Source organism: Aminobacter aganoensis (assembly GCF_014206975.1).
In the GTDB taxonomy this organism is placed as follows: Bacteria; Pseudomonadota; Alphaproteobacteria; order Rhizobiales; family Rhizobiaceae; genus Aminobacter; species Aminobacter aganoensis.
On sequence record NZ_JACHOU010000003.1, the window covers coordinates 388,336 to 406,961 of the forward strand.

Annotated in this window: 17 protein-coding genes and 1 other RNA gene; 8 read left to right on the top strand and 10 right to left on the bottom strand. The window is 65.5% G+C overall.

All coding sequences use genetic code 11. The features are described 5' to 3' along the window. Positions 1-30: 30 nt before the first annotated feature. From GGR00_RS09485 to GGR00_RS09495, 3 genes are all read right to left on the bottom strand, one after another. On the bottom strand, positions 31-1,902 hold the full coding sequence (locus tag GGR00_RS09485; protein WP_184699313.1) for an extracellular solute-binding protein: 1,872 nt from the start codon (positions 1,900-1,902) through the stop codon (positions 31-33). Beyond that, positions 1,899-3,782 (bottom strand): extracellular solute-binding protein, encoded by a 1,884-nt coding sequence (locus tag GGR00_RS09490; protein ID WP_184699314.1) that lies wholly within the window; start codon positions 3,780-3,782, stop codon positions 1,899-1,901. Before GGR00_RS09490 ends, GGR00_RS09485 begins: the two co-directional genes overlap by 4 nt. 153 nt (positions 3,783-3,935) lie before the next feature. Continuing rightward, complete coding sequence (locus GGR00_RS09495; RefSeq protein ID WP_055980704.1) at positions 3,936-4,670, bottom strand: c-type cytochrome; 735 nt, start codon at positions 4,668-4,670, stop codon at positions 3,936-3,938. Between the two features lie 201 nt (positions 4,671-4,871). Between GGR00_RS09495 and GGR00_RS09500 the strand changes: the two genes are divergently transcribed. Then, positions 4,872-5,600, top strand: a complete 729-nt coding sequence (locus GGR00_RS09500; RefSeq protein ID WP_055980701.1) for a 3-deoxy-manno-octulosonate cytidylyltransferase — start codon at positions 4,872-4,874, stop codon at positions 5,598-5,600. Positions 5,601-5,617: 17 nt separating this feature from the next. Further along, positions 5,618-6,487, top strand: a complete 870-nt coding sequence (locus GGR00_RS09505) for a prephenate dehydratase (RefSeq protein WP_055980698.1) — start codon at positions 5,618-5,620, stop codon at positions 6,485-6,487. Positions 6,488-6,542: 55 nt separating this feature from the next. On the opposite strand, the gene GGR00_RS09510 is transcribed toward GGR00_RS09505, so the two are convergent. The 4 genes from GGR00_RS09510 to GGR00_RS09525 form a co-directional block, all read right to left on the bottom strand. Then, positions 6,543-6,980: an acetyltransferase gene (locus tag GGR00_RS09510; protein ID WP_082496712.1), complete on the bottom strand. Its 438-nt coding sequence runs from the start codon at positions 6,978-6,980 to the stop codon at positions 6,543-6,545. A gap of 72 nt (positions 6,981-7,052) precedes the next feature. Then, complete coding sequence (locus GGR00_RS09515; RefSeq protein ID WP_244487913.1) at positions 7,053-7,910, bottom strand: bifunctional helix-turn-helix transcriptional regulator/GNAT family N-acetyltransferase; 858 nt, start codon at positions 7,908-7,910, stop codon at positions 7,053-7,055. An 87-nt stretch (positions 7,911-7,997) separates the two neighbouring features. Then, positions 7,998-8,939: an NAD(+) diphosphatase gene (gene nudC, locus GGR00_RS09520; protein WP_055980690.1), complete on the bottom strand. Its 942-nt coding sequence runs from the start codon at positions 8,937-8,939 to the stop codon at positions 7,998-8,000. A gap of 34 nt (positions 8,940-8,973) precedes the next feature. Further along, positions 8,974-9,393, bottom strand: a complete 420-nt coding sequence (locus GGR00_RS09525) for an HIT domain-containing protein (RefSeq protein WP_055980688.1) — start codon at positions 9,391-9,393, stop codon at positions 8,974-8,976. 186 nt (positions 9,394-9,579) lie between these two features. Here GGR00_RS09525 and ffs point away from each other — a divergent pair. The 3 genes from ffs (at position 9,580) to GGR00_RS09540 (ending at position 11,965) form a co-directional block, all read left to right on the top strand. Continuing rightward, positions 9,580-9,676, top strand: an RNA gene (ffs, locus tag GGR00_RS09530) — signal recognition particle sRNA small type. Between the two features lie 123 nt (positions 9,677-9,799). Next, positions 9,800-11,623 (top strand): DNA polymerase III subunit gamma/tau, encoded by a 1,824-nt coding sequence (locus GGR00_RS09535; protein WP_184699315.1) that lies wholly within the window; start codon positions 9,800-9,802, stop codon positions 11,621-11,623. Between the two features lie 18 nt (positions 11,624-11,641). Further along, positions 11,642-11,965, top strand: a complete 324-nt coding sequence (locus GGR00_RS09540; protein ID WP_184699316.1) for a YbaB/EbfC family nucleoid-associated protein — start codon at positions 11,642-11,644, stop codon at positions 11,963-11,965. Between the two features lie 194 nt (positions 11,966-12,159). Here the strand turns inward: GGR00_RS09540 and GGR00_RS09545 are convergent, their stop codons facing one another. Beyond that, the gene (locus GGR00_RS09545; protein ID WP_184699317.1) at positions 12,160-13,200 is read right to left on the bottom strand and encodes a zinc-binding dehydrogenase; all 1,041 of its coding nucleotides are present in this window, start codon (positions 13,198-13,200) and stop codon (positions 12,160-12,162) included. A 181-nt stretch (positions 13,201-13,381) separates the two neighbouring features. On the opposite strand from GGR00_RS09545, the gene GGR00_RS09550 reads away from it, so the two are divergent. From GGR00_RS09550 to GGR00_RS09560, 3 genes are all read left to right on the top strand, one after another. Beyond that, positions 13,382-14,101, top strand: a complete 720-nt coding sequence (locus GGR00_RS09550) for a cell wall hydrolase (protein WP_246441327.1) — start codon at positions 13,382-13,384, stop codon at positions 14,099-14,101. 107 nt (positions 14,102-14,208) lie between these two features. Beyond that, positions 14,209-14,814 carry a recombination mediator RecR gene (gene recR / locus GGR00_RS09555; RefSeq protein WP_184699318.1) on the top strand — a complete coding sequence of 202 codons (606 nt, stop codon included), beginning with the start codon at positions 14,209-14,211 and terminating at the stop codon, positions 14,812-14,814. Positions 14,815-15,006: 192 nt separating this feature from the next. Beyond that, on the top strand, positions 15,007-16,275 hold the full coding sequence (locus GGR00_RS09560) for a lytic murein transglycosylase (protein ID WP_184699319.1): 1,269 nt from the start codon (positions 15,007-15,009) through the stop codon (positions 16,273-16,275). Between the two features lie 181 nt (positions 16,276-16,456). On the opposite strand, the gene GGR00_RS09565 is transcribed toward GGR00_RS09560, so the two are convergent. Beyond that, positions 16,457-17,458: an LLM class flavin-dependent oxidoreductase gene (locus GGR00_RS09565; protein WP_184699320.1), complete on the bottom strand. Its 1,002-nt coding sequence runs from the start codon at positions 17,456-17,458 to the stop codon at positions 16,457-16,459. 95 nt (positions 17,459-17,553) lie between these two features. Next, positions 17,554-18,606: an LLM class flavin-dependent oxidoreductase gene (locus GGR00_RS09570; protein WP_184699321.1), complete on the bottom strand. Its 1,053-nt coding sequence runs from the start codon at positions 18,604-18,606 to the stop codon at positions 17,554-17,556. Positions 18,607-18,626 lie beyond the last annotated feature (20 nt).

Consider the following 18,626-nt stretch of genomic DNA (forward strand, 5'->3'; position numbering starts at 1 on the left):
GGGCGGAGCATAGCTTCAAGCGAAAAGATGTCAGGTCTTGCCAATACGTGCAGCCTTGTCCTTGTCGAACCACCACATCGCCTCGACGGGGAAGCCGAAATCCGGCTTCGGCTCCTTGTAGCCGAACATGTCCCAGAAGGCGGCGCGGTGATTCGCCGAAAACCAATTTGGAATCCAGTCTTGCCGGGCGCGCAAGACCCGGTCGAGTGCGCGCATGGCAACTGTCAGCGCTTCGCGATCCTTGGCCGCACCCACGGCGTCGATCAGCGCGTCGATGGCCGGATCGGCGGTGCCGGGCAGGTTGGTCGAACCCTGCAGGCTGGCCGAGCGCGAATGGAACAGCCCGTCGATCTCGTCGCGGCTGGGCGTCGCCGAAAACGACGCCGCGGCCGAGATGGCGTCATAGTCGAATGTCGTCTGCCGCGCCTGGTGCTGGGTCGAATCGACCATGCGCAGCGATGCCGCGATGCCGATCGCCCTCATGTTCTCGACCCAGGGTGAGAAGACGCGGACCAGGGAATCGTCGTCGACGAGGATTTCGAGCGTCAGCGGCTCGCCTTTGGCGTTGCGCAGGTTGCCGTCCTTGCGGGCCCAGCCGGCCTCGGCGAGCAGCTTCGAAGCCTGGCCGAGCAGCTTGCGGTCGCGGCCCGAACCGTCGGAGGGCGGCTGCAGCACCGCCTCGCCGAATGCCTCCTCGGGGATACGGCCGCGGAACGGTTCGAGCAGCGCCAGTTCGGCTGGCGAGGGCAGGCCTTCCGCCTTGTAGGCCGATTTCTCGAAGGTCGACTGCGAGCGCTCATAGGCGCCGTAAAACAGGTTGCGGTTGGTCCATTCGAAGTCGAAGCACAGCGCGATCGCGCGCCGCACGCGCGGGTCCCGAAACCGCTCGCGCCGCTGGTTGAGCGCCAGCGCTTGCATCGATGGGCGCTTTTCGCTGGGAAACTCGCGTTTGACCACCTTGCCGGCCTTCAGTGCCGGGAAGTCGTAGCCGGTCGCCCAGACGCGGGAGACGTATTCCTGCCGGTAGAGGATCGCGCCCTTCTTGAAGGCTTCGAAGGCGGCCTGCCGGTCCTGGTAGAACTCGATGCGGATGCGGTCGAAATTGTAGAGGCCGCGATTGACCGGCAGGTCGCGGCCCCAATAGTCGGCGACGCGCTCGAACTCGATGATCTGTCCGGGCGAGACGCGGCCGACCTTGTAGGGGCCGGAGCCCAGCGGTGCCTTGAGCTCAGAGCCGTCGAACGGATTGGCCTCGAAGAAGGCCTTGGCCGGGATCGGGTATGTCGCGATGTCGAGGATGGTCAGTTCCGACTGCTTGCCGTCGAAGCTCAGGCGCAGCGTATGCGCGTCGACCGCCTTCGCTTCCTTGAGATGGCTGAGCGGCAGCAGCAGGTTCGGATGGCCGTCCTTCTTGAACAGGTTGAAGGCATAGACCGCGTCCTCGGCGGTGAACGGCGTGCCGTCGTTGAAGCGCGCCTCGGGCCGGAGCGCGAAATCGAAGCTGTTGCGATCGTCGGAAATCGTCACCGACTTTGCCAGCAGGCCGTAGATGGCGTCGGGCTCGTCGATCGCCCGCGTCATCAGCGAATCGTAGCAGAGTTCCATGCGCGGCGGAGAATCGCCGCGACTGACGAAGGTGTTCAGCGTGTTGAAGGTCTGCGGGTTCTGGTTGAAGACCCAGTAGGACGGCGAAAAGTTGAACGTGCCGCCCTTGGGCGCGTCGGCATTGACGAAGTCGAGATGCGTGAAGTCGGGCCCGTATTTCAGATCGCCGAAGGCCGACAGTCCGTGCAGCCCGACATTGGTGGGGCTGGCCGCGAAGACGCGTCCCGGCAGCAGAGGTGCGACGGCTGCAGCCGCACCTAGCGCCAGGACGTCGCGACGGGTCGGGCGCGGTCTCAATTTGCTCCCTTGTACTTGGCGGCGAGTGCCGCCTCCTTGTCCTTGTCGATCCACCAGGAATCGATGTCGGCGCCGATGAAGCCGGGCTGCTTCTCGGGGATGCCGAACTTGTTCCAGTAGGCCAGCCACAGCACGGCGCGGTGGTATTGCGGCACGACGTAGTAGTTCCACAATAGGACACGGTCGAGCGCATGGGTCGCGGCCAGAAGGTCGTCGCGGTCGGTGGCGAAGATGACACGCTCGACCAGCGCGTCGACGATCGGGTCGCTGATGCCCATGATGTTGCGCGAGCCGGGCTTGGCCGCTGCCTTGGAGCTCCAGAAGTCGCGCTGCTCGTTGCCGGGCGAGGACGACTGGTTGAGCATCGTCGTCGTGGCGTCGAAGTCGAAATTGTTGATCCGGTTGATGTACTGGCTGGTATCGACCATGCGCAGCGTCGCGTCGATGCCGAGCCTGCGCAGGCTGTCGATGAAGGGCGTCGCGATGACCTCGTCGGTGGCGTCCTTGCCGAGGAACTCGATCTTGAACTGCTCGCCGGTCTTTTCGTTCATCAGCTTGCCGCCGCTGGCGCGCCAGCCGGCCTCGGCGAACAGCGCGACCGCCTGGCGCAGATGCTGCCGCTCGGCCTGGGGCGTGTCGTAGACCGGCAGCTTGAATTCTTCGGTGAAGAGTTCGGGCGGCAGCTTGTCCTTGTAAGGCGTCAGCAGCTCCAACTCCTTGCCGGTCGGCAAGCCACTCGAGGCGAGGTCCTGGCCCTGGAAGTAGCTGTTGGTGCGGGTGTTGAGCCCGAAGAACAGGGTGCGGTTCATGTACTCGAAGTTGTAGGCCAGCGTCAGCGCCTCTCTGACACGGCGATCCTGGAACTGCGGACGGCGCAGGTTGAGCGCATAGCCTTGGAACGGTTCGCCAGACGAGGTCTTGAATTCCTGCTTGATGACGTCGCCGGCCTTGAACGCCGGGAAATTGTACTGCGTCGACCAGCGGCGCGAGCTGTTCTCGGGCTTGACGTCCTCGAACCCGCCCTTGGTGAAGGCCTGCCAGTCGGCATTGTCGTCGAGGAAATAGGTGTAGCGGCGCTTGTCGAAATTGTTGCGCCCGACATTGACGCCGACGGTGGCCGCCCAATGGTCCGGCACGCGCGCCCAGACGATTTCGGTGCCCGGCTTGAAGCTTTCCACCTTGTAGGGGCCGGAGCCGAGCGGGATTTCGAGCGTCGGCCGCGTCACGTCGCGCTTCTTGCCGGAAGCATCGGTGCCTTCCCACCAGTGCTTGGGCAGGACCACCAGGTCGCCCATGATCTTCGGGAGCTCGCGGTTTCCCTTCTGGTCGAAGCGGAATTCGACCTCGCGATCCGAGACTGCGACGGCTTCCTTCACATTGGCATAATACTGGCCGTATTGCGGGCTGTTGGCTTTCAGCACATTGAATGACCAGATGACATCGTCCGTGGTGATCGGCTTGCCGTCATGCCACTTGGCGCGCGGGTCGAGCCGATACGTCGCGGAAGAGTAATCGGCAGCAAACTTGTAGGCATCGGCGATCATGGGGTGGCTAACGCTGGGTTCGTCGAGCGATTGCTTCATCAGCGTTTCATAGAGCAGACCACCGCCGAAATTGGTGAAGCCCGCGGCCGAAGCGCCTTTCACTATATAGGGGTTGAAGCTGTCGAACGTGCCGCCCACGGTCGAATTCAGCGTGCCGCCCTTGGGCGCATCGGGATTGACGTAGTCGTAGCGCTTGAAGTCCTGGCCGTATTTGGAAGGGCCGGTCAGCGACGAACTGGTTTGCCATTCCTGGGCACTCGCCGGCAGCAGGATGCCCGACGCCACGACAATGGCGAGGCCGGCGGTTGCAAATATCCTGGTCAGGCAAGCCGTCATCAAAATCCCCTTCGCCCGGTGCGTCGCGACACTCTAGTTGTTTCGCCGTGCATGGAAACCACACGTTAGACGATTGTCGCCGGATGTTTGCGCCGGGCAACAAAAAAGCCGGGTGAAACCCGGCTTTTTCAAGATGCGAAAATTACAAATCGTTTACTGGGCGGCCGGTGCCGGCGCAGCGCCTTCTGCCGGTGCGGCAGGAGCAGCGCCCTCGGCGGGAGCAGCCGGTGCGGCGCCTTCAGCAGGGGCTGCCGGGGCGGCGCCCTCGGCGGGAGCCGCAGGAGCAGCTTCGCCAGCCGGTGCTGCTGCCGGCTCGGCGGCCGGAGCGGCGTCTGCCGCGGGAAGCGGTGCCGGGCTGTCCGACTGCGAGTTCAGGTAGGCCAGCAGGTTGGCGCGCTCGTCATCCTTCTTGATGCCGGCGAAGCCCATCGCGGTGCCCTTGATGTAGCCCTTCGGCGACGCCAGGAAGTGGTTCAGGTGCTCGAAGTCCCAGACGACCGAGCTGCCCTGCGAGAACTCCTTCATCGCGCCCGAATAGGCGAAGCCTTCATGCGAGGCGATCGGACGGTTGACCACGCCCCAGAGGTCGGGGCCGACCTTGTTGGGGCCGCCCTTCTCGATCGAGTGGCAGGCCGTGCACTTCTTGAACACGGCGGCGCCGGCTTCGGCATTGGCGCTGGCAAGCAGCTGGGCGACAGGCACTGCGGCCGGGGCTTCAGCGCCACCGCCTGCAGCCGCGCCGCCTTCTTCGGCAGCCTCGATGGCAAAGCCCGGCTTCTCGGGAACCGGCGCAGCGAAGATCGCGTCCGAGACGAGCGAGATGGAGAACACCACAAAGGCAGTGCCCAGCAGGCCGCCGAGCACCTTGTTGATTTCGAATGAGTCCATACGCCCCTGGCTCCCTTATCCGGCCGATCGCCATCCTCTGCGACCGTCGCCGTTCGTCGGTATCGTCTATCGCCCGGCCGGCCGGGTGAAATCGCGCGGAAACTAGGTCTTTTGCTTGCCGGTTGCAACACCTATAAGGGCGCTTCCAGTGAGACCTTTTGACACTTTTCCACGCCATTTCGAGACAGCCCCAGCCAAGCCATGTCCACTCTCGTCCTGATCCCCGCCCGCATGGCCTCGACGCGCCTGCCGGGCAAGCCGCTCGCCGATATCGCCGGCCGCCCGATGATCGTGCATGTCGCCGCCCGTGCTTCGGAAAGCGGGCTGGGCCGCGTCGTGGTGGCCACCGACACGGATATTGTCGCCGAAACGGTGAGGGCGCACGGCTTCGAGGCGGTGATGACCCGATCGGATCATGAGTCGGGTTCGGACCGCATCTTCGAAGCGCTGACCAGGCTCGATCCCAAGGGCGAGGTCGAGACGGTGGTCAACGTCCAGGGCGATTTGCCGACCATCGACCCGGCGATCATCCAGGCGGCCCTGCGGCCGCTCGGGAACGCGGCGGTCGACATTTCGACCCTGGGCGTGGAAATCACCCGCCATGAGGAAAAGGTCGATCCCAACGTCCCCAAGATCATCGGCTCGCCGCTGTCGGCGCAGCGCCTGAGGGCGCTCTATTTTACCCGCGCCACCGCGCCGTGGGGCGACGGCCCGCTCTATCATCACGTCGGGCTCTACGTTTACCGCCGCTCCGCGCTCGAGCGTTTCGTCAGTCTCAGCCCGTCGCCGCTGGAAAAGCGCGAGCGGCTTGAACAGCTGCGGGCGCTGGAGGCCGGCATGCGCATCGACGCCGAGATCGTCGACACGGTGCCGCTCGGCGTCGACACCGCCGAACACCTCGAACGCGCTCGCGAACTTCTCTCGAAATAGACAAAGACAGGCCGACCATGCCGACACCGACCAACAAGATTGCCTTCCAGGGCGAGCCGGGCGCCAACTCCGACACTGCCTGCCGCAATGTCTATCCTGCCATGGACCCGTTGCCCTGCCCGACCTTCGAGGACGCGTTCAACGCGGTCGAGACCGGCAAGGCGGACCTCGCCATGATCCCGATCGAAAACACGATCGCCGGCCGGGTCGCCGACATCCACCACCTGCTGCCGGAATCGAAGCTGCACATCGTCGGCGAGTACTTCCTGCCGATCCATTTCCAGCTGATGGTGCTGCCGGGCGTCAAGCGCTCCGAGATCAAGACCGTGCACAGCCACATCCACGCGCTCGGCCAATGCCGCAAATACATCCGCAAGAACAGCTGGAAGCCGGTTGTCGCCGGCGACACCGCCGGTGCGGCCAAGCTCGTTTCCGAGGTCAAGGACCGCACCATGGCAGCCCTTGCGCCGCGGCTGGCCTCGTCGCTCTACGGTCTCGACATCCTCGAGGAGAATGTCGAGGACACCGAAAACAACATCACCCGTTTCGTCGTCCTGTCCAAGGGCAAGAGCTGGGCCGAGCGCACCAATCCCGAGACGAAGATGATGACGACCTTCGTCTTCCGCGTCCGCAACGTGCCGGCGGCCCTCTACAAGGCGATGGGCGGCTTCGCCACCAACGGCGTCAACATGACCAAGCTGGAAAGCTACCAGCTCGGCGGCGAGTTCACCGCGACCCAGTTCTATTCCGACATCGAGGGCCATCCCGACGACCGTCTCGTCGCGCTGGCGCTGGAGGAACTGCGCTTCTTCACCCGCGAGGTGCGCATCCTCGGCGTCTACGAGGCCAACGAGTTCCGCGGCACGCAGGCCAACGGCGGCGACTGAAGACTGGGCCTTGAGCCCATAAAGTTCGGTTGACGAGATTTCGGAGATCGGCCAATCAGCTGAAATATTCCAGATGGATGAGTGGGTACGGCCTGCCCTGTCCGTCGATTGGCGAGCGGCCTGTCTGCCTGAATCCCATTCGTTCATAGAAGCGAACAGCTTGATCATTCTGTTCGTTGACATCCGTTGTCATTCTTGGATGAAGCGTGAGGCCGTGGCGCACAAGCGCAGCACCGATGCCGGTTCCGCGATGAGCGGGATCGACGAACAGCGCCTCCATATGTCCATCGTCGATCAGCATGAAGGCCAGCGGGTGGTCATTTTCGTCAACCCCCAGCCAGAGTGGGGCTTGGGGAAGGAAGCCACGCACCATATCGTCAATGGCGAGGCGATCCTCAGGCGTCAGAAAATCATGCGTCGCGTCAACTGCGCCTCGCCAGATTTCGATGATGCGGTCGCCCTCACCGGGGCGGGAACGTCGGATCATGATCATGGGCTCCGAATACGATGGTTTGGGATCCGCGCGCTCCGTCGGAGTCGCTTCCGCTGCGGTTGATTCTGCCGCCTACAGGCGCTTGGAGTACCAGTGGTCGGCGAAAGGGTTGTCGTTGTACGGCGCGACTTCCTCGTAGCCATCGCGCCTGTAGAGCGATTGCGCTTCCTTGAGCGCACGGTTGGTGTCGAGACACACCATTGTCGCCCCGAGCTGGCGTGCAATCGCCTCGAGTTCGTGGAGCATGCGGCTGGCAACGCCGAGCCCGCGCGCCTCAGGCGAGACCCACATCCGCTTGATCTCCGCCGTCGCGGCATCCAGCATGCGCACCGCGCCGCAGCCGACGGGGCTTCCATCGAGCCGGGCGATCAGGAATGCCCCGTGCGGACGGACGAACTCGCTCCCGCGCACGCTGTTTCCCTTGCTGGTGTCGAAACCTTCCTCGAAGCGCGCGGCCAGCTCGTCGACATACAGCCGCATGCATTGCTGCGCGTCGGCGCTGCTGGCGTCTCCCTCGCCGACCGTCACGGACGCGGCGGCAAGCAGGTGCTCGACCTCTGCCATGGCCGCGACGAGGCGGTCTTGCGCGCTGGAAGAAAGCGGCTTGAGAACCGAAGCCGCCAATTCGTCCGACAAGGCATCGTAGGCCGCGTGCTCGGCGCGGCCCTTGTCGGTCAGGGTCGCGTGGCGGTTGCGGGCGTCGCCGTCGAGCTTGTCGACGGAGACGAGGCCCTGAGCTTCGAGCGACCGCAGCATTCGGCTGAGATAGCCCGAATCCAGCCCGAGCCGGGAACGGAGGGCGCCAAGTCCGGCGCCATCGGGCCCGATCTCGAAGATGAGCCGTGCTTCGCCGAGCGGGCGGCCGCGGCTGAGATAGCTGTCTTCCAGGGCCCCGATGCGGCGGGTCACCGCCCGGTTGAAGCTGCGCATCCGGGTGATTTGCAGGGATTTTTCCATTACCTGACTATAGTCAGGCATAGCTGAAAGACAAGATTTGCAGATTTTAGTCAGCTGTCGTCAAGCGCTGTCCGCCCAGTTGCGGATCAGCTGGTGGGCGATGGCGTGTGCCGGCGGCACCTTGAGTTCGCCGGGATGCATGCTGGCGAGCATCTGCAGCACCTCGGCGCGGGGAAACCAGCGGCAATCCTCGAGTTCGGCGGTGTCCGGGACGATGTCCTCGTTCAGCGCCTCGCCGTAGCAGCCGATCATCAGCGAATAGGGGAACGGCCAGGGCTGGCTCGAATGGTAGACGACGCGGCCGAGCCGGATGCCTGATTCTTCCAGCGTTTCGCGCCGCACCGCGGCCTCGATGGTTTCGCCTGGCTCGATGAAACCGGCGAGCGCTGAGTAGACGCCCGGCGCGAAATGCCGGCCGCGCCCCATCAGGCACCTGTCGCCCGACACCGTCAGCATGATGGCGACGGGGTCGGTGCGCGGAAAATGCTCCGCGCCGCAGGACGGGCACGACCTCTTGTAGCCGCCGGCGCGCATCTCGGTGGGGCTGCCGCAGCGGCCGCAGAAGCGGTGGCTGGCATGCCAGGCGAGCAGGGCCGCACCTTGCGCCATGGCGCCGAGACCGGCGGCGTCGATCAGGCCCTGCGTCAGGATTGAACGGAAGTCGATCGCCTTGAGGTGCCCGGGCATGGTTTCCGGCTCGACGGCGACAGGCACAGCGAGCATGGCGACGCCGTCGGCCCGGCCGAGCAGGATCGCGGCGTCAGGTCGGATGCCGATGGCCTGGGCCGCGGCGTGCGTGAAATAGGGGGTGGCTGCGCCGTTGCCGAAATCGAGCACCAGCCGTCCCGCGCCGATCAGCAGCAGGCGGGCGCCGGGCTCGGCCAGCGCCAACCGGGCGCAATCGTCGCTGCGCTTTTCCGACTGGCGGTCGATGACGTTGCCGGCAAAACCGAGGAACTGGCTCGCTTCGCGCTCGGGCGCGTTGGACAGGCTGAATTGCATTGCATGGACTCAGGCGCAGGGTCGGGGGAAGCCCTTATAGGGCGGCCTTGATGCTCTCGGCAAACCGGTGGAGGTCGTCGCGTCGGTAGGGCTCGCGCACGCCATGGCCCCAGACCGGGCCGGGCCAGCCGGGGTCGCCTTCGGAGCGGGCGACGACGTGGAAATGCAATTGCCGAACGACATTGCCGAGCGCGCCGCTGTTGATCTTGGCGCAGCCGGTCGCGCGCTTGAGCGCGTGGGCCACCATGTTGCTTTCGAAGGTCAGCATGGCCTGGTCGAGCGGGGTCAGATCATGGATTTCCTCGATGCCCGAGCGCTGCGGCACCAGGATGAGCCAGGGCCAGCGCTGGTCGTTCATGACCCGCAATTCGCACAATCCAAGCCACATCAAGGGCTCGCTGTCGGTGTCGAGACGCGAATCCAGCGCAAACCCGGCCTTGAGCCCCGACATCATTGGCGTTTTCCTTGTTCATGCAAAAGCTAGAGCCTGCCTGCTGCCGCTGCAAGCGAATCATTGCGCTCGGGCCGCCCTGCTTCGATCAATCTGCCGGGCTGCCGCGGGCATCATTAATGGGCATGTTTGCAGGCGGCGCTTGCTTGGCTCTTGCAATTGGTTCGGCAATTGCCGATATGGGGAGTGGGAGGTTGGTGGTGGACGATCCACTCGCCAACCGGGTCAGGTCCGGAAGGAAGCAGCCCTAACGAGCCCGGAACGGGTCATTGTTCCAGCCTCCCGCCTCTTCGCCCTTCTCCGCGTCATTGACGGCGTTGCGCCGTGCGGGCGAAACTCGTTTCGCGGAATCGGCCTTTTGGCGGCCGAGGCAGGGGCGCCACTACCAACGGGCGAGCGAACGGGGCGGATGAGCGAAGCCGGACAGACCGAAAAGACCAGGGACGGCGCCTACCGCGTTCTCGCGCGCAAATACCGCCCTGCCGATTTCACCGCCCTCGTCGGCCAGGAGCCGATGGTGCAGACGCTGACCAACGCCTTCTCCAGCGGGCGCATCGCCCAGGCCTGGATGCTGACCGGCGTCCGCGGCGTCGGCAAGACCACCACTGCCCGCATCCTTGCCCGTGCACTCAACTACAAGACGCCGGACATTGACCGCCCCTCGGTCGACCTCTCCGTGCTCGGCGAGCATTGCCAGTCGATCATGGAAGGCCGCCATGTCGACGTCATCGAGATGGATGCTGCGTCCCACACCGGCATCGACGACATCCGCGACATCATCGACCGCGTACGCTACGCGCCGGTCTCGGCGCGCTACAAGGTCTACATCATCGACGAGGTGCACATGCTCTCGACGCAGGCCTTCAACGGCCTGCTGAAGACGCTGGAAGAGCCGCCTCCGCATGTGAAGTTCATCTTCGCCACCACCGAAATCCGCAAAGTCCCGATTACGGTGCTGTCGCGCTGCCAGCGCTTCGACCTGCGCCGCATAGATGCCGGCAAGCTGGTCGGCCATCTCCGCAACATCGCCCAGCAGGAAGGCATCGCGGTCGAGGACGATGCGCTTGCCATGGTCGCGCGTGCGGCCGAAGGCTCGGCGCGCGATTCGTTGTCGATCCTCGACCAGGCCATCGCCCATGGCGGCGGCAGGGTGACGACGGATGCGGTGCGCGCCATGCTCGGCCTTGCCGACCGGGCGCGTGTCGTCGACCTGTTCGAAAACGTCATGAAGGGCGACATCGCCGCTGCCCTTGGCGAATTGCGCGCCCAGTACGACACCGGCGCCGACCCGGTGGCGGTGCTCAACGATCTCGCCGAATTCACCCATCTTGTCACCCGCCTGCGCTTCGTGCCGTCGGCGGCCGACGACGCTTCGCTGTCCGAGGACGAGCGCAAGAGGGGCGGGGAGTTCGCCCAGGCCCTGTCGGTGCGGGTATTGTCGCGGGCATGGCAGATGCTGCTCAAGGGCATTCCCGAGGTGCAGTCGTCCAACCGGCCGGTCAGTGCCGCCGAGATGGTGTTGATCCGGCTGGCGCACGCCGCCGACCTGCCGACCCTCGACGAGGCGCTGAAATCGCTCGGCGATGCGCCTTCGCAGCCGGCACCCGGCCCGCGCAACGGCGCAATGCCGGCGGGCGGCGGCAATGGCGGCCCGGCGGCCTCGGCCGTTTCGCAGGCGCGCATGCCGGTCAGCAATGGTGGCGGCCAGGCCATGCGCCTGGTCGAGACCGCGCCTGCGCCAGCGGCTTTTGTCGCGCCGACGCCGGCACCCGAGCCGGTGGCCGATGCGGTGCCTGTCAACTCGATCACGGACCTCGCCAACCTCGCCGAATCCAACCGCGAGATGGCCTTCAAAGTGCTGATCCGCCGCGTGGTGCGGCCGGTCCGCATCGAGCCGGGCCACATGGAAGTCAGCCTGACGTCGGATGCGCCGAGGACCTTCCTCAACGACCTCACCGTCAAGCTGAAGACCTGGACAGGCCGCCACTGGCTGGTGTCGCTGTCGAAGGAAGAAGGCGGGCCGACGCTGGCCGAGATTGAGGCCAACAAGCGCGAGGTCGCCCTGACCGACGCGAAGGCCGATCCGACGGTTGCCGCGATCCTGTCGCGCTTTCCCGGCGCCAAGATCATCGACGTGCGCCTGCCGACGCAGCCGGACGCGCCCGACCTGGATACCGACACCGAGTTGCCGCCCGATCCCGGCGTGGACAATGACGATGACGACCCGTTCTGAGACGAAAGGAATACGACCATGAAGGATCTGCTCGGCCTGATGGGCAAGGCGAAGGAAATGCAGGCCAAGATGCAGGCTATGCAGGAAGAGATCGCCCTGCTCGAGATGACCGGCCAGTCCGGCGGCGGCCTGGTGCATGTCACGCTGACCGGCAAGTCGGAGATGAAGGCGCTGAAGATCGACCCGTCGCTGCTGAAGGAAGGCGAGGGCGAGATCCTCGAGGACCTGATCGTCGCCGCCCACAACGACGCCAAGGCCAAGGTCGAGACGGCGATGCAGGAAAAGACCAAGGCCCTGACCGCCGGCCTGCCGATCCCGCCCGGCATGAAGCTGCCGTTCTGAGGAAGAGCGAAGAGCGAATAGCGAATAGTGAGTAGTGAGTAGGGAATAGTGAGTAGGGAATAGTGGGCGGCGCTTGAGGATCAGGCGACGTTTCTTTTATTACTACTCGCTACTCGCTACTCGCTACTCGCTACTCGCTACTCGCTACTCGCTACTCGCTACTCGCTACTCGCTACTCGCTACTCGCTACTCACCTAGAACCTCGTCACCACGCTGATTCCCAGCCCCTCGAACCGGTCCATCGCCATCAGCGCTGCCGGGGCTTCGTCGAGGCTGAGGTGCTTGCCGACGAGCATCTGCGGGGCGAGTTTGCCGGCCTCGATCATCTGCATCATCGCCTCGTAGCGGAAGGCCTGCATGCCATGGCTGCCGAGGATTTCGAGTTCGTGGGCGATCACCTTGCCCATCGGGATCTTCGGATCGGCGTGGTCGCCGAGCATCAGGCCGACCTGGACGTGGCGGCCGCGCCGGCGGAGGTTGGCGATGGAGTTGTAGCAGGTGGCGGGATGGCCCAGCGCGTCGAGCGACAAATGCGCGCCGCCCTTGGTGATCTCCTGGACGGCACCCACGACGTCCTTGCCGCCCGAGGCATTGATCGTCGCCACGGCCCCGACCTTCCTGGCGAAGTCCAGCTTGTCGTCGGCGAGGTCGATGGCGATCACATTGGCCCCGGCGGCCGCCGCGATCATGATCGCCGACAGGCCGACGCCGCCGCAGCCATGCACGGCGACCCATTCGCCCGGCTTGACCCGGCCCTGGTCGACGACGGCCCGGAACGAGGTGACGAAGCGGCAGCCGAGGCTGGCTGCCGTGGCGAAGTCCAGCGTCTCCGGCAGCCGCACCAGGTTGGTGTCGGCGAAATCGACGGCGACGTATTCGGCGAACGAGCCCCAGGCGGTGAAGCCGGGCTGGAACTGGTGTTCGCAGACCTGGTGATTGCCCGACGTGCACTCGAAGCAGCGGCCGCAGCCGCCGACGAACGGCACCGTGACTCGGTCGCCGACCTTCCACCGCGTCACCAGCTTGCCCAGCGCCGATACGGTGCCGGCAAGCTCATGGCCCGGCACATGCGGCAGCACGATGTCGGCATCGTGCCCCATCCAGCCATGCCAGTCACTGCGGCACAGGCCGGTCGCCTCGATCTTGATCACCACGCCAGCCGGCGAAGGCGTCGGATCGGCAACGTTCTGGACCTTTGGCGGCTGGCCGAATTGCTCGAACAGGACAGCTTTCACGATCGTCTTCCTCTTGCTTTTCGGCCGTTGCGCGGCGTCATGGCACCGACCTATAGCGACCGGGCGTTGCAGAGGCGACCCCTGCCGATCGCCACATTTCAGCCTTTGGCCATCATTTCGCCCGAAACGGGCTCATTGTTGCTGCAATCTGGGGACGTGGCGGTAGCAGGAGAGAGGCGCTTTGATCGCCAAAACATGGAAGATGCCGATCTTTGTCGGCGTCGTCGTCTCGCTGTTCGTCGTTTCCGGATGCACCACCAGCAAGCTTGCTGACGGCATCACAACGAGTTCGGTCCGCTCGGGTTCCTACGCCTATTCGGCGAAGGACAAGGAATGCCTGGCACGGGCGATGTTCTTCGAATCCAACCGCTCCAGCCGCGACGGCCTCGTTGCCGTCGGCAGCGTCGTCATGAACCGCCTCAAGTCGGGCGAATACGCCGACACCGTGTGCGGCGTGGTCGGCCAGAAGGGCCAGTTCGCGCCCGGCGTGCTGTCACGGCCGATGAATTCCAAGGCCTTGCCCGACGTGCAGGCGGCTGCCGACGCGGTGCTCAAGGGCGAACGCCACCCGAAGGTGAAGCCCGACGTGATGTTCTTCCACACGGCCGGGCTGAAATTCCCCTACAAGAACATGCATTACACCACGGTCGCCGGTGGCAACGCCTTCTACGAGAAGCGCAGCCGCAGGAAGCCGGTGCCTGCTGCGATCGAGGCCGAAACCATGGTCGCGTCGGCCGAGCCGCAGGCGCTGCCGGGCCTCGAAGACGAAAAGCCGACGACCGTCGCTTCCGCCGGTTCGGATGCGGCGCTGGCCAGTGCGATGTCGTTCCAGGCGACGCCGGACGATGCCGACGCGATCGGCGCGCTGATCGCCAGCCAGGACAGGCCGATGCAGGAATGAGCGAATAGGGAGTAGCGAATAGTGAGTAGTGGGGTCTGGGCGGCGGCTCTGCCCTGCTTCTTCACTATTCGCTATTCACTATTCGCTACTCGTTTTATACCCCTCGCATGTCGAAGCGAATCGCCGGTCCCGAGATCGAACGCCTGATTCAGCTGCTGGCCAAGGTGCCGGGGCTTGGGCCGCGTTCGGCCCGCCGCGCAGCCCTTCACCTGATCAAGAAGAAGGAGCAGTTGCTGGCGCCGCTGGCCGCTGCCATGGGCGAAGCGGTCGACAAGGTCCGCGTCTGCTCGACCTGCGGCAATGTCGACACCTCCGATCCCTGCATGATCTGCACCGATCCGCTCCGCGACCCCACCACCATCATCGTCGTCGAGGACGTCTCCGACCTCTGGGCGCTGGAGCGGGCCGGGGCCATGAACGCGCGCTTCCATGTGCTCGGCGGCACGCTGTCGCCGCTCGATGGCGTCGGCCCGGACCAGTTGACCATCAGGCAGCTTGTGACCCGCATTGCCGAGGGCGGGGTGAGCGAGGTGATCCTCGCCGTCAACGCCACCGTCGAGGGTCAGACCACGGCACATTACCTGACCGACCAGCTCTCGGGCTTCGACGTCAAGATCACGCGGCTGGCGCATGGCGTGCCGGTTGGCGGCGAGCTCGACTATCTCGACGAAGGCACGCTGTCGGCGGCGTTGAAGTCGCGGACCGTGTTTTGACGTAATTGCGGTCGAGGAAGCTGCATGAGCAAATTTTCTGAATCGTCGCAGTTCCGTCCCACCCCCCTCTGGCCTGCCGGCCATCTCCCCCGCAAGGGGGGAGATCAGCAGCTTTTGGCGCGGCTCTCATCCTGCGACATCGGTGATTGGCGGAAGCGGTGGCGACATCTGATCTCCCCCCTCGAGGGGGAGATGGCCGGCAGGCCAGAGGGGGGCGCGAAGAAACGCAAGCTCTCAATGCTGGCCGCCTTTGCCGCAGCGCTCATCGCGTTCGGCGCCACCCCCGCCTCCGCCGCCAAGATCGACGACCAGTTCCAGGCCTGGCTCACCAAGGACCTGTGGCCGGAAGCCAGGGCCAAGGGCATTTCCAGAGCGACGTTCGACGCGGCTTTTGCCGGCGTCTCCCCCAATCTCAAGCTGCCCGACCTCGTGCTGCCCGGTGAGAAGCAAAAGACGCCGAAGAAGCAGCACCAGGCCGAGTTCGGTTCGCCCGGCAACTATTTCGCCGAGAAGACGCTTGGTGCGGTCACCGCGGGCGGCCGCAGCCGCGCCGGGTCCAACGCGCAGACGCTCGCCGCCGTCGAAAAGCGCTTCGGCGTGCCGCGCGGCGTGGTGCTGGCGATCTGGGGGCGCGAGTCGGGGTTCGGCGCCGCCAAGATGCCTTACGATGCCTTCGAGGTGCTGGGCACCAAGGCATTCCTGGCGACCCGCAAGGAGATGTTCCGCAAGGAGCTTCTGGCCGGTCTCGAAATGGTCGAGCGCGGGCTGGTCAGCCGCAAGGCGATGCGCTCGTCCTGGGCCGGCGCGCTCGGCCAGCCGCAGTTCCTGCCGACGTCGTTCCTGCAGCACGCCATCGACTTCGACGGCGACGGCCGCGCCGACATCTGGAACTCGACGCCCGACACACTGGCCTCGATCGCCAACTATCTCGTCCACTATGGCTGGGTGAAGGGCCGCGACTGGGGCTTCGAAGTGTCGGTGCCCGACAGCGTCTCCTGCGCGCTGGAAGGCCCCGACCAGGGCAGGAAGATCGCTGACTGGGCGGCGATGGGCGTCGCCCGCGTCGGTGGCAAGCCATTTCCCCAGAACGAGGCGCGGGCCGAAGGTTTCCTGATGATGCCGGCGGGGCGTAACGGACCCGCGTTCATCGTCACGCCCAATTTCTACGTGCTCAAGGAATATAACGAGAGCGACGTCTACGCCCTGTTCATCGGCCACGGCGCCGACCGGATCGCCGCGGGCGACAAGCGCTTCACTGGTGCCTGGGGCAAGGTCGACGGGCTCTACCGCTCCGACGTTGCCGTCATGCAGCGGGGCTTGGAAAAGCTCGGCTACGACGTCGGCGGCGCCGACGGCCTGCCCGGCTTCAAGACCCGCCGCTCGATCGGCGACTGGCAGGCCAAGAACGGCCGTGCGGCGACGTGTTTTCCCGACAAGGGCCTCGTCGAGGCGATGCGGTAGCGCATTCTCCTTCTCCCCTTGTGGGAGAAGGTGTCGCCGCAGGCGACGGATGAGGGGTGCTGGCCGGAGCGCGGTCGTCCCGAATTCGCTCTTGGAGCGTCGTGATCCGTCCAACACCCTCATCCGTCTCGGCGCTTCGCGCCGATCCACCTTCTCCCACACGGGGGAAAGGAAGGGGCGGCTACGCCGCCTTCGCCAGCCCGGCGCCGACTTCCGCCAAAATCTCATACGAGCGCTTGCGTGCCTGATGGTCGAACACCTGGGCCGTCACCATCAGCTCGTCGGCACCGGTGCGGGCGATGAACGCCTCGACGCCGCGACGAACGGTGTCAGGCGAACCGACGACGGCGCAGGAAAGCGTCTGCGACAGCATCTGGCGGGCGACCGGGTCGAGGTCGCGCTCGTAGCCGTCGAGCGGCGCGGGCAGGCGCCCGGGGCGGCCGCTGCGCAGGTTGACGAAGGCCTGCTGGACCGAGCTGAACAGCAGCTTTGCCTCGGCGTCGCTGTCGGCGGCAACGATGTTGATGCCGGCCATGACATAGGGCTTGGCCAGGCGCTCCGACGGCTGGAAGCGCGAGCGGTAGATCTCGATTGCATGGTCGAGCTCGGCCGGGGCGAAATGCGAGGCGAACGCGTAGGGCAGGCCGAGCATGGCGGCGAGTTGCGCGCCGTAGAGGCTGGAGCCGAGCACCCAGACCTCGACCTGCTCGCCTTCGCCGGGCACGGCGCGGATGCGCTGCTCCGGCGTCGCTGGCTCGAAATAGCCCATCAGCTCGACCACATCCTGCGGAAAATTGTCGACGCCAGCCTCGAGATTGCGGCGCAGGGCGCGGGCGGTCAGCATGTCGGTGCCGGGCGCGCGGCCGATGCCGAGGTCGATCCGGCCGGGATACAGGGCGGCAAGCGTGCCGAACTGCTCGGCGATCACCAGCGGCGCATGATTGGGCAGCATGATGCCACCGGCGCCGACGCGGATGGTGCTGGTGCCGGCCGCGACATGGGCGATGACGACCGAGGTCGCGGCACTGGCGATGCCGGCCATGTTGTGGTGCTCGGCCAGCCAGTAGCGGTGGAAGCCGAGCGCCTCGGCATGGCGGGCGAGATCGAGCGTGTTCTGGAGCGATTGCGCGGCAGTGCTGCCTTCGGTGACCGGCGAAAGGTCGAGGACGGAAAGGGTGGTCATGGTGCAGCTCCGGCGGGGTGGGACCCGCCGGATATAGGAACCGCGATGCTTGCAAACAAACCTTCCCGCTCAGGGTAAGTTTTGGTCCAGCCGTTTCAGGCTGCCGTCCCGGCGGCCGAGACGCCCAGTTCCTTGCGCACCAGCGGCGCTACCTTGGTGCCGTAGAGCTCGATCGCCTTCATCACCTTGTCGTGCGGCATGATGCCGATCGCCATCTGCAGCATGAAGCGGTCGTTCTTGAACAGCTTGTGCTGTGCCACGATCTTTTCGGCCACCACTTCGGGGTTGCCGACGAACAGCGCGCCTTGCGGCGAACGCGATTGATCGAAATGCGCCCTTGATGTCGGACCCCAGCCGCGTTCGCGGCCGATGCGGTTCATCACCTCTGCTTGCGGCTGGTAGAAGTCGTCGGCCGCCTGTTCGGTGGTTTCGGCGACGAAGCCGTGGACGTTGATGCTGGTGGCGAGCTTGGCCGGATCCTGGCCGCCGCGCCGTGCCGCCTCGCGATAGAGGTCGAACAGCGGTGCGAACCGTGCCGGCTCGCCGCCGATGATGGCAAGCGCCAGCGGCAGGCCGAGCACGCCGGCGCGTGCCGCAGATTGCGGCGTCCCGCCGATGGCGATCCAGATCGGCAGCCCGTCCTGGTAGGGCCGGGGATAGACGCCGCGGTCGTTGATCGGCGCGCGCTGCGTGCCGGTCCAGGTGACACGCTCGCTGTCGCGCAGCGCCAGCAGCAGGTCGAGCTTCTCGGCGAACAGCTCGTCATAGTCTTCGAGGTTGTAGCCGAACAGCGGGAACGATTCGATGAACGAGCCGCGGCCGGCCATGATCTCGGCGCGGCCGCCGGAAAGCTGGTCGAGCGTGGCGAACTGCTGGAACACGCGCACCGGATCGTCGGACGACAGCACCGTGACCGCGCTGGTCAGCCGGATGCGCTTGGTGCGCTCGGCGGCAGCCGCAAGTGCCACGACCGGCGCAGAGGCTGCATAGTCGGGGCGGTGATGCTCGCCGAGGCCGAAGACGTCGAGCCCGACCTGGTCGGCCAGTTCGATTTCTTCGATGAGATTGCGCAGCCGCTGGTGCGGTCCGATGGCTCCCGGACCTGCTTCCGGGCTGACGTCGGCAAAAGTGTAGAGGCCAAGTTCCATATCGCTGGTCCTGTCGCTGT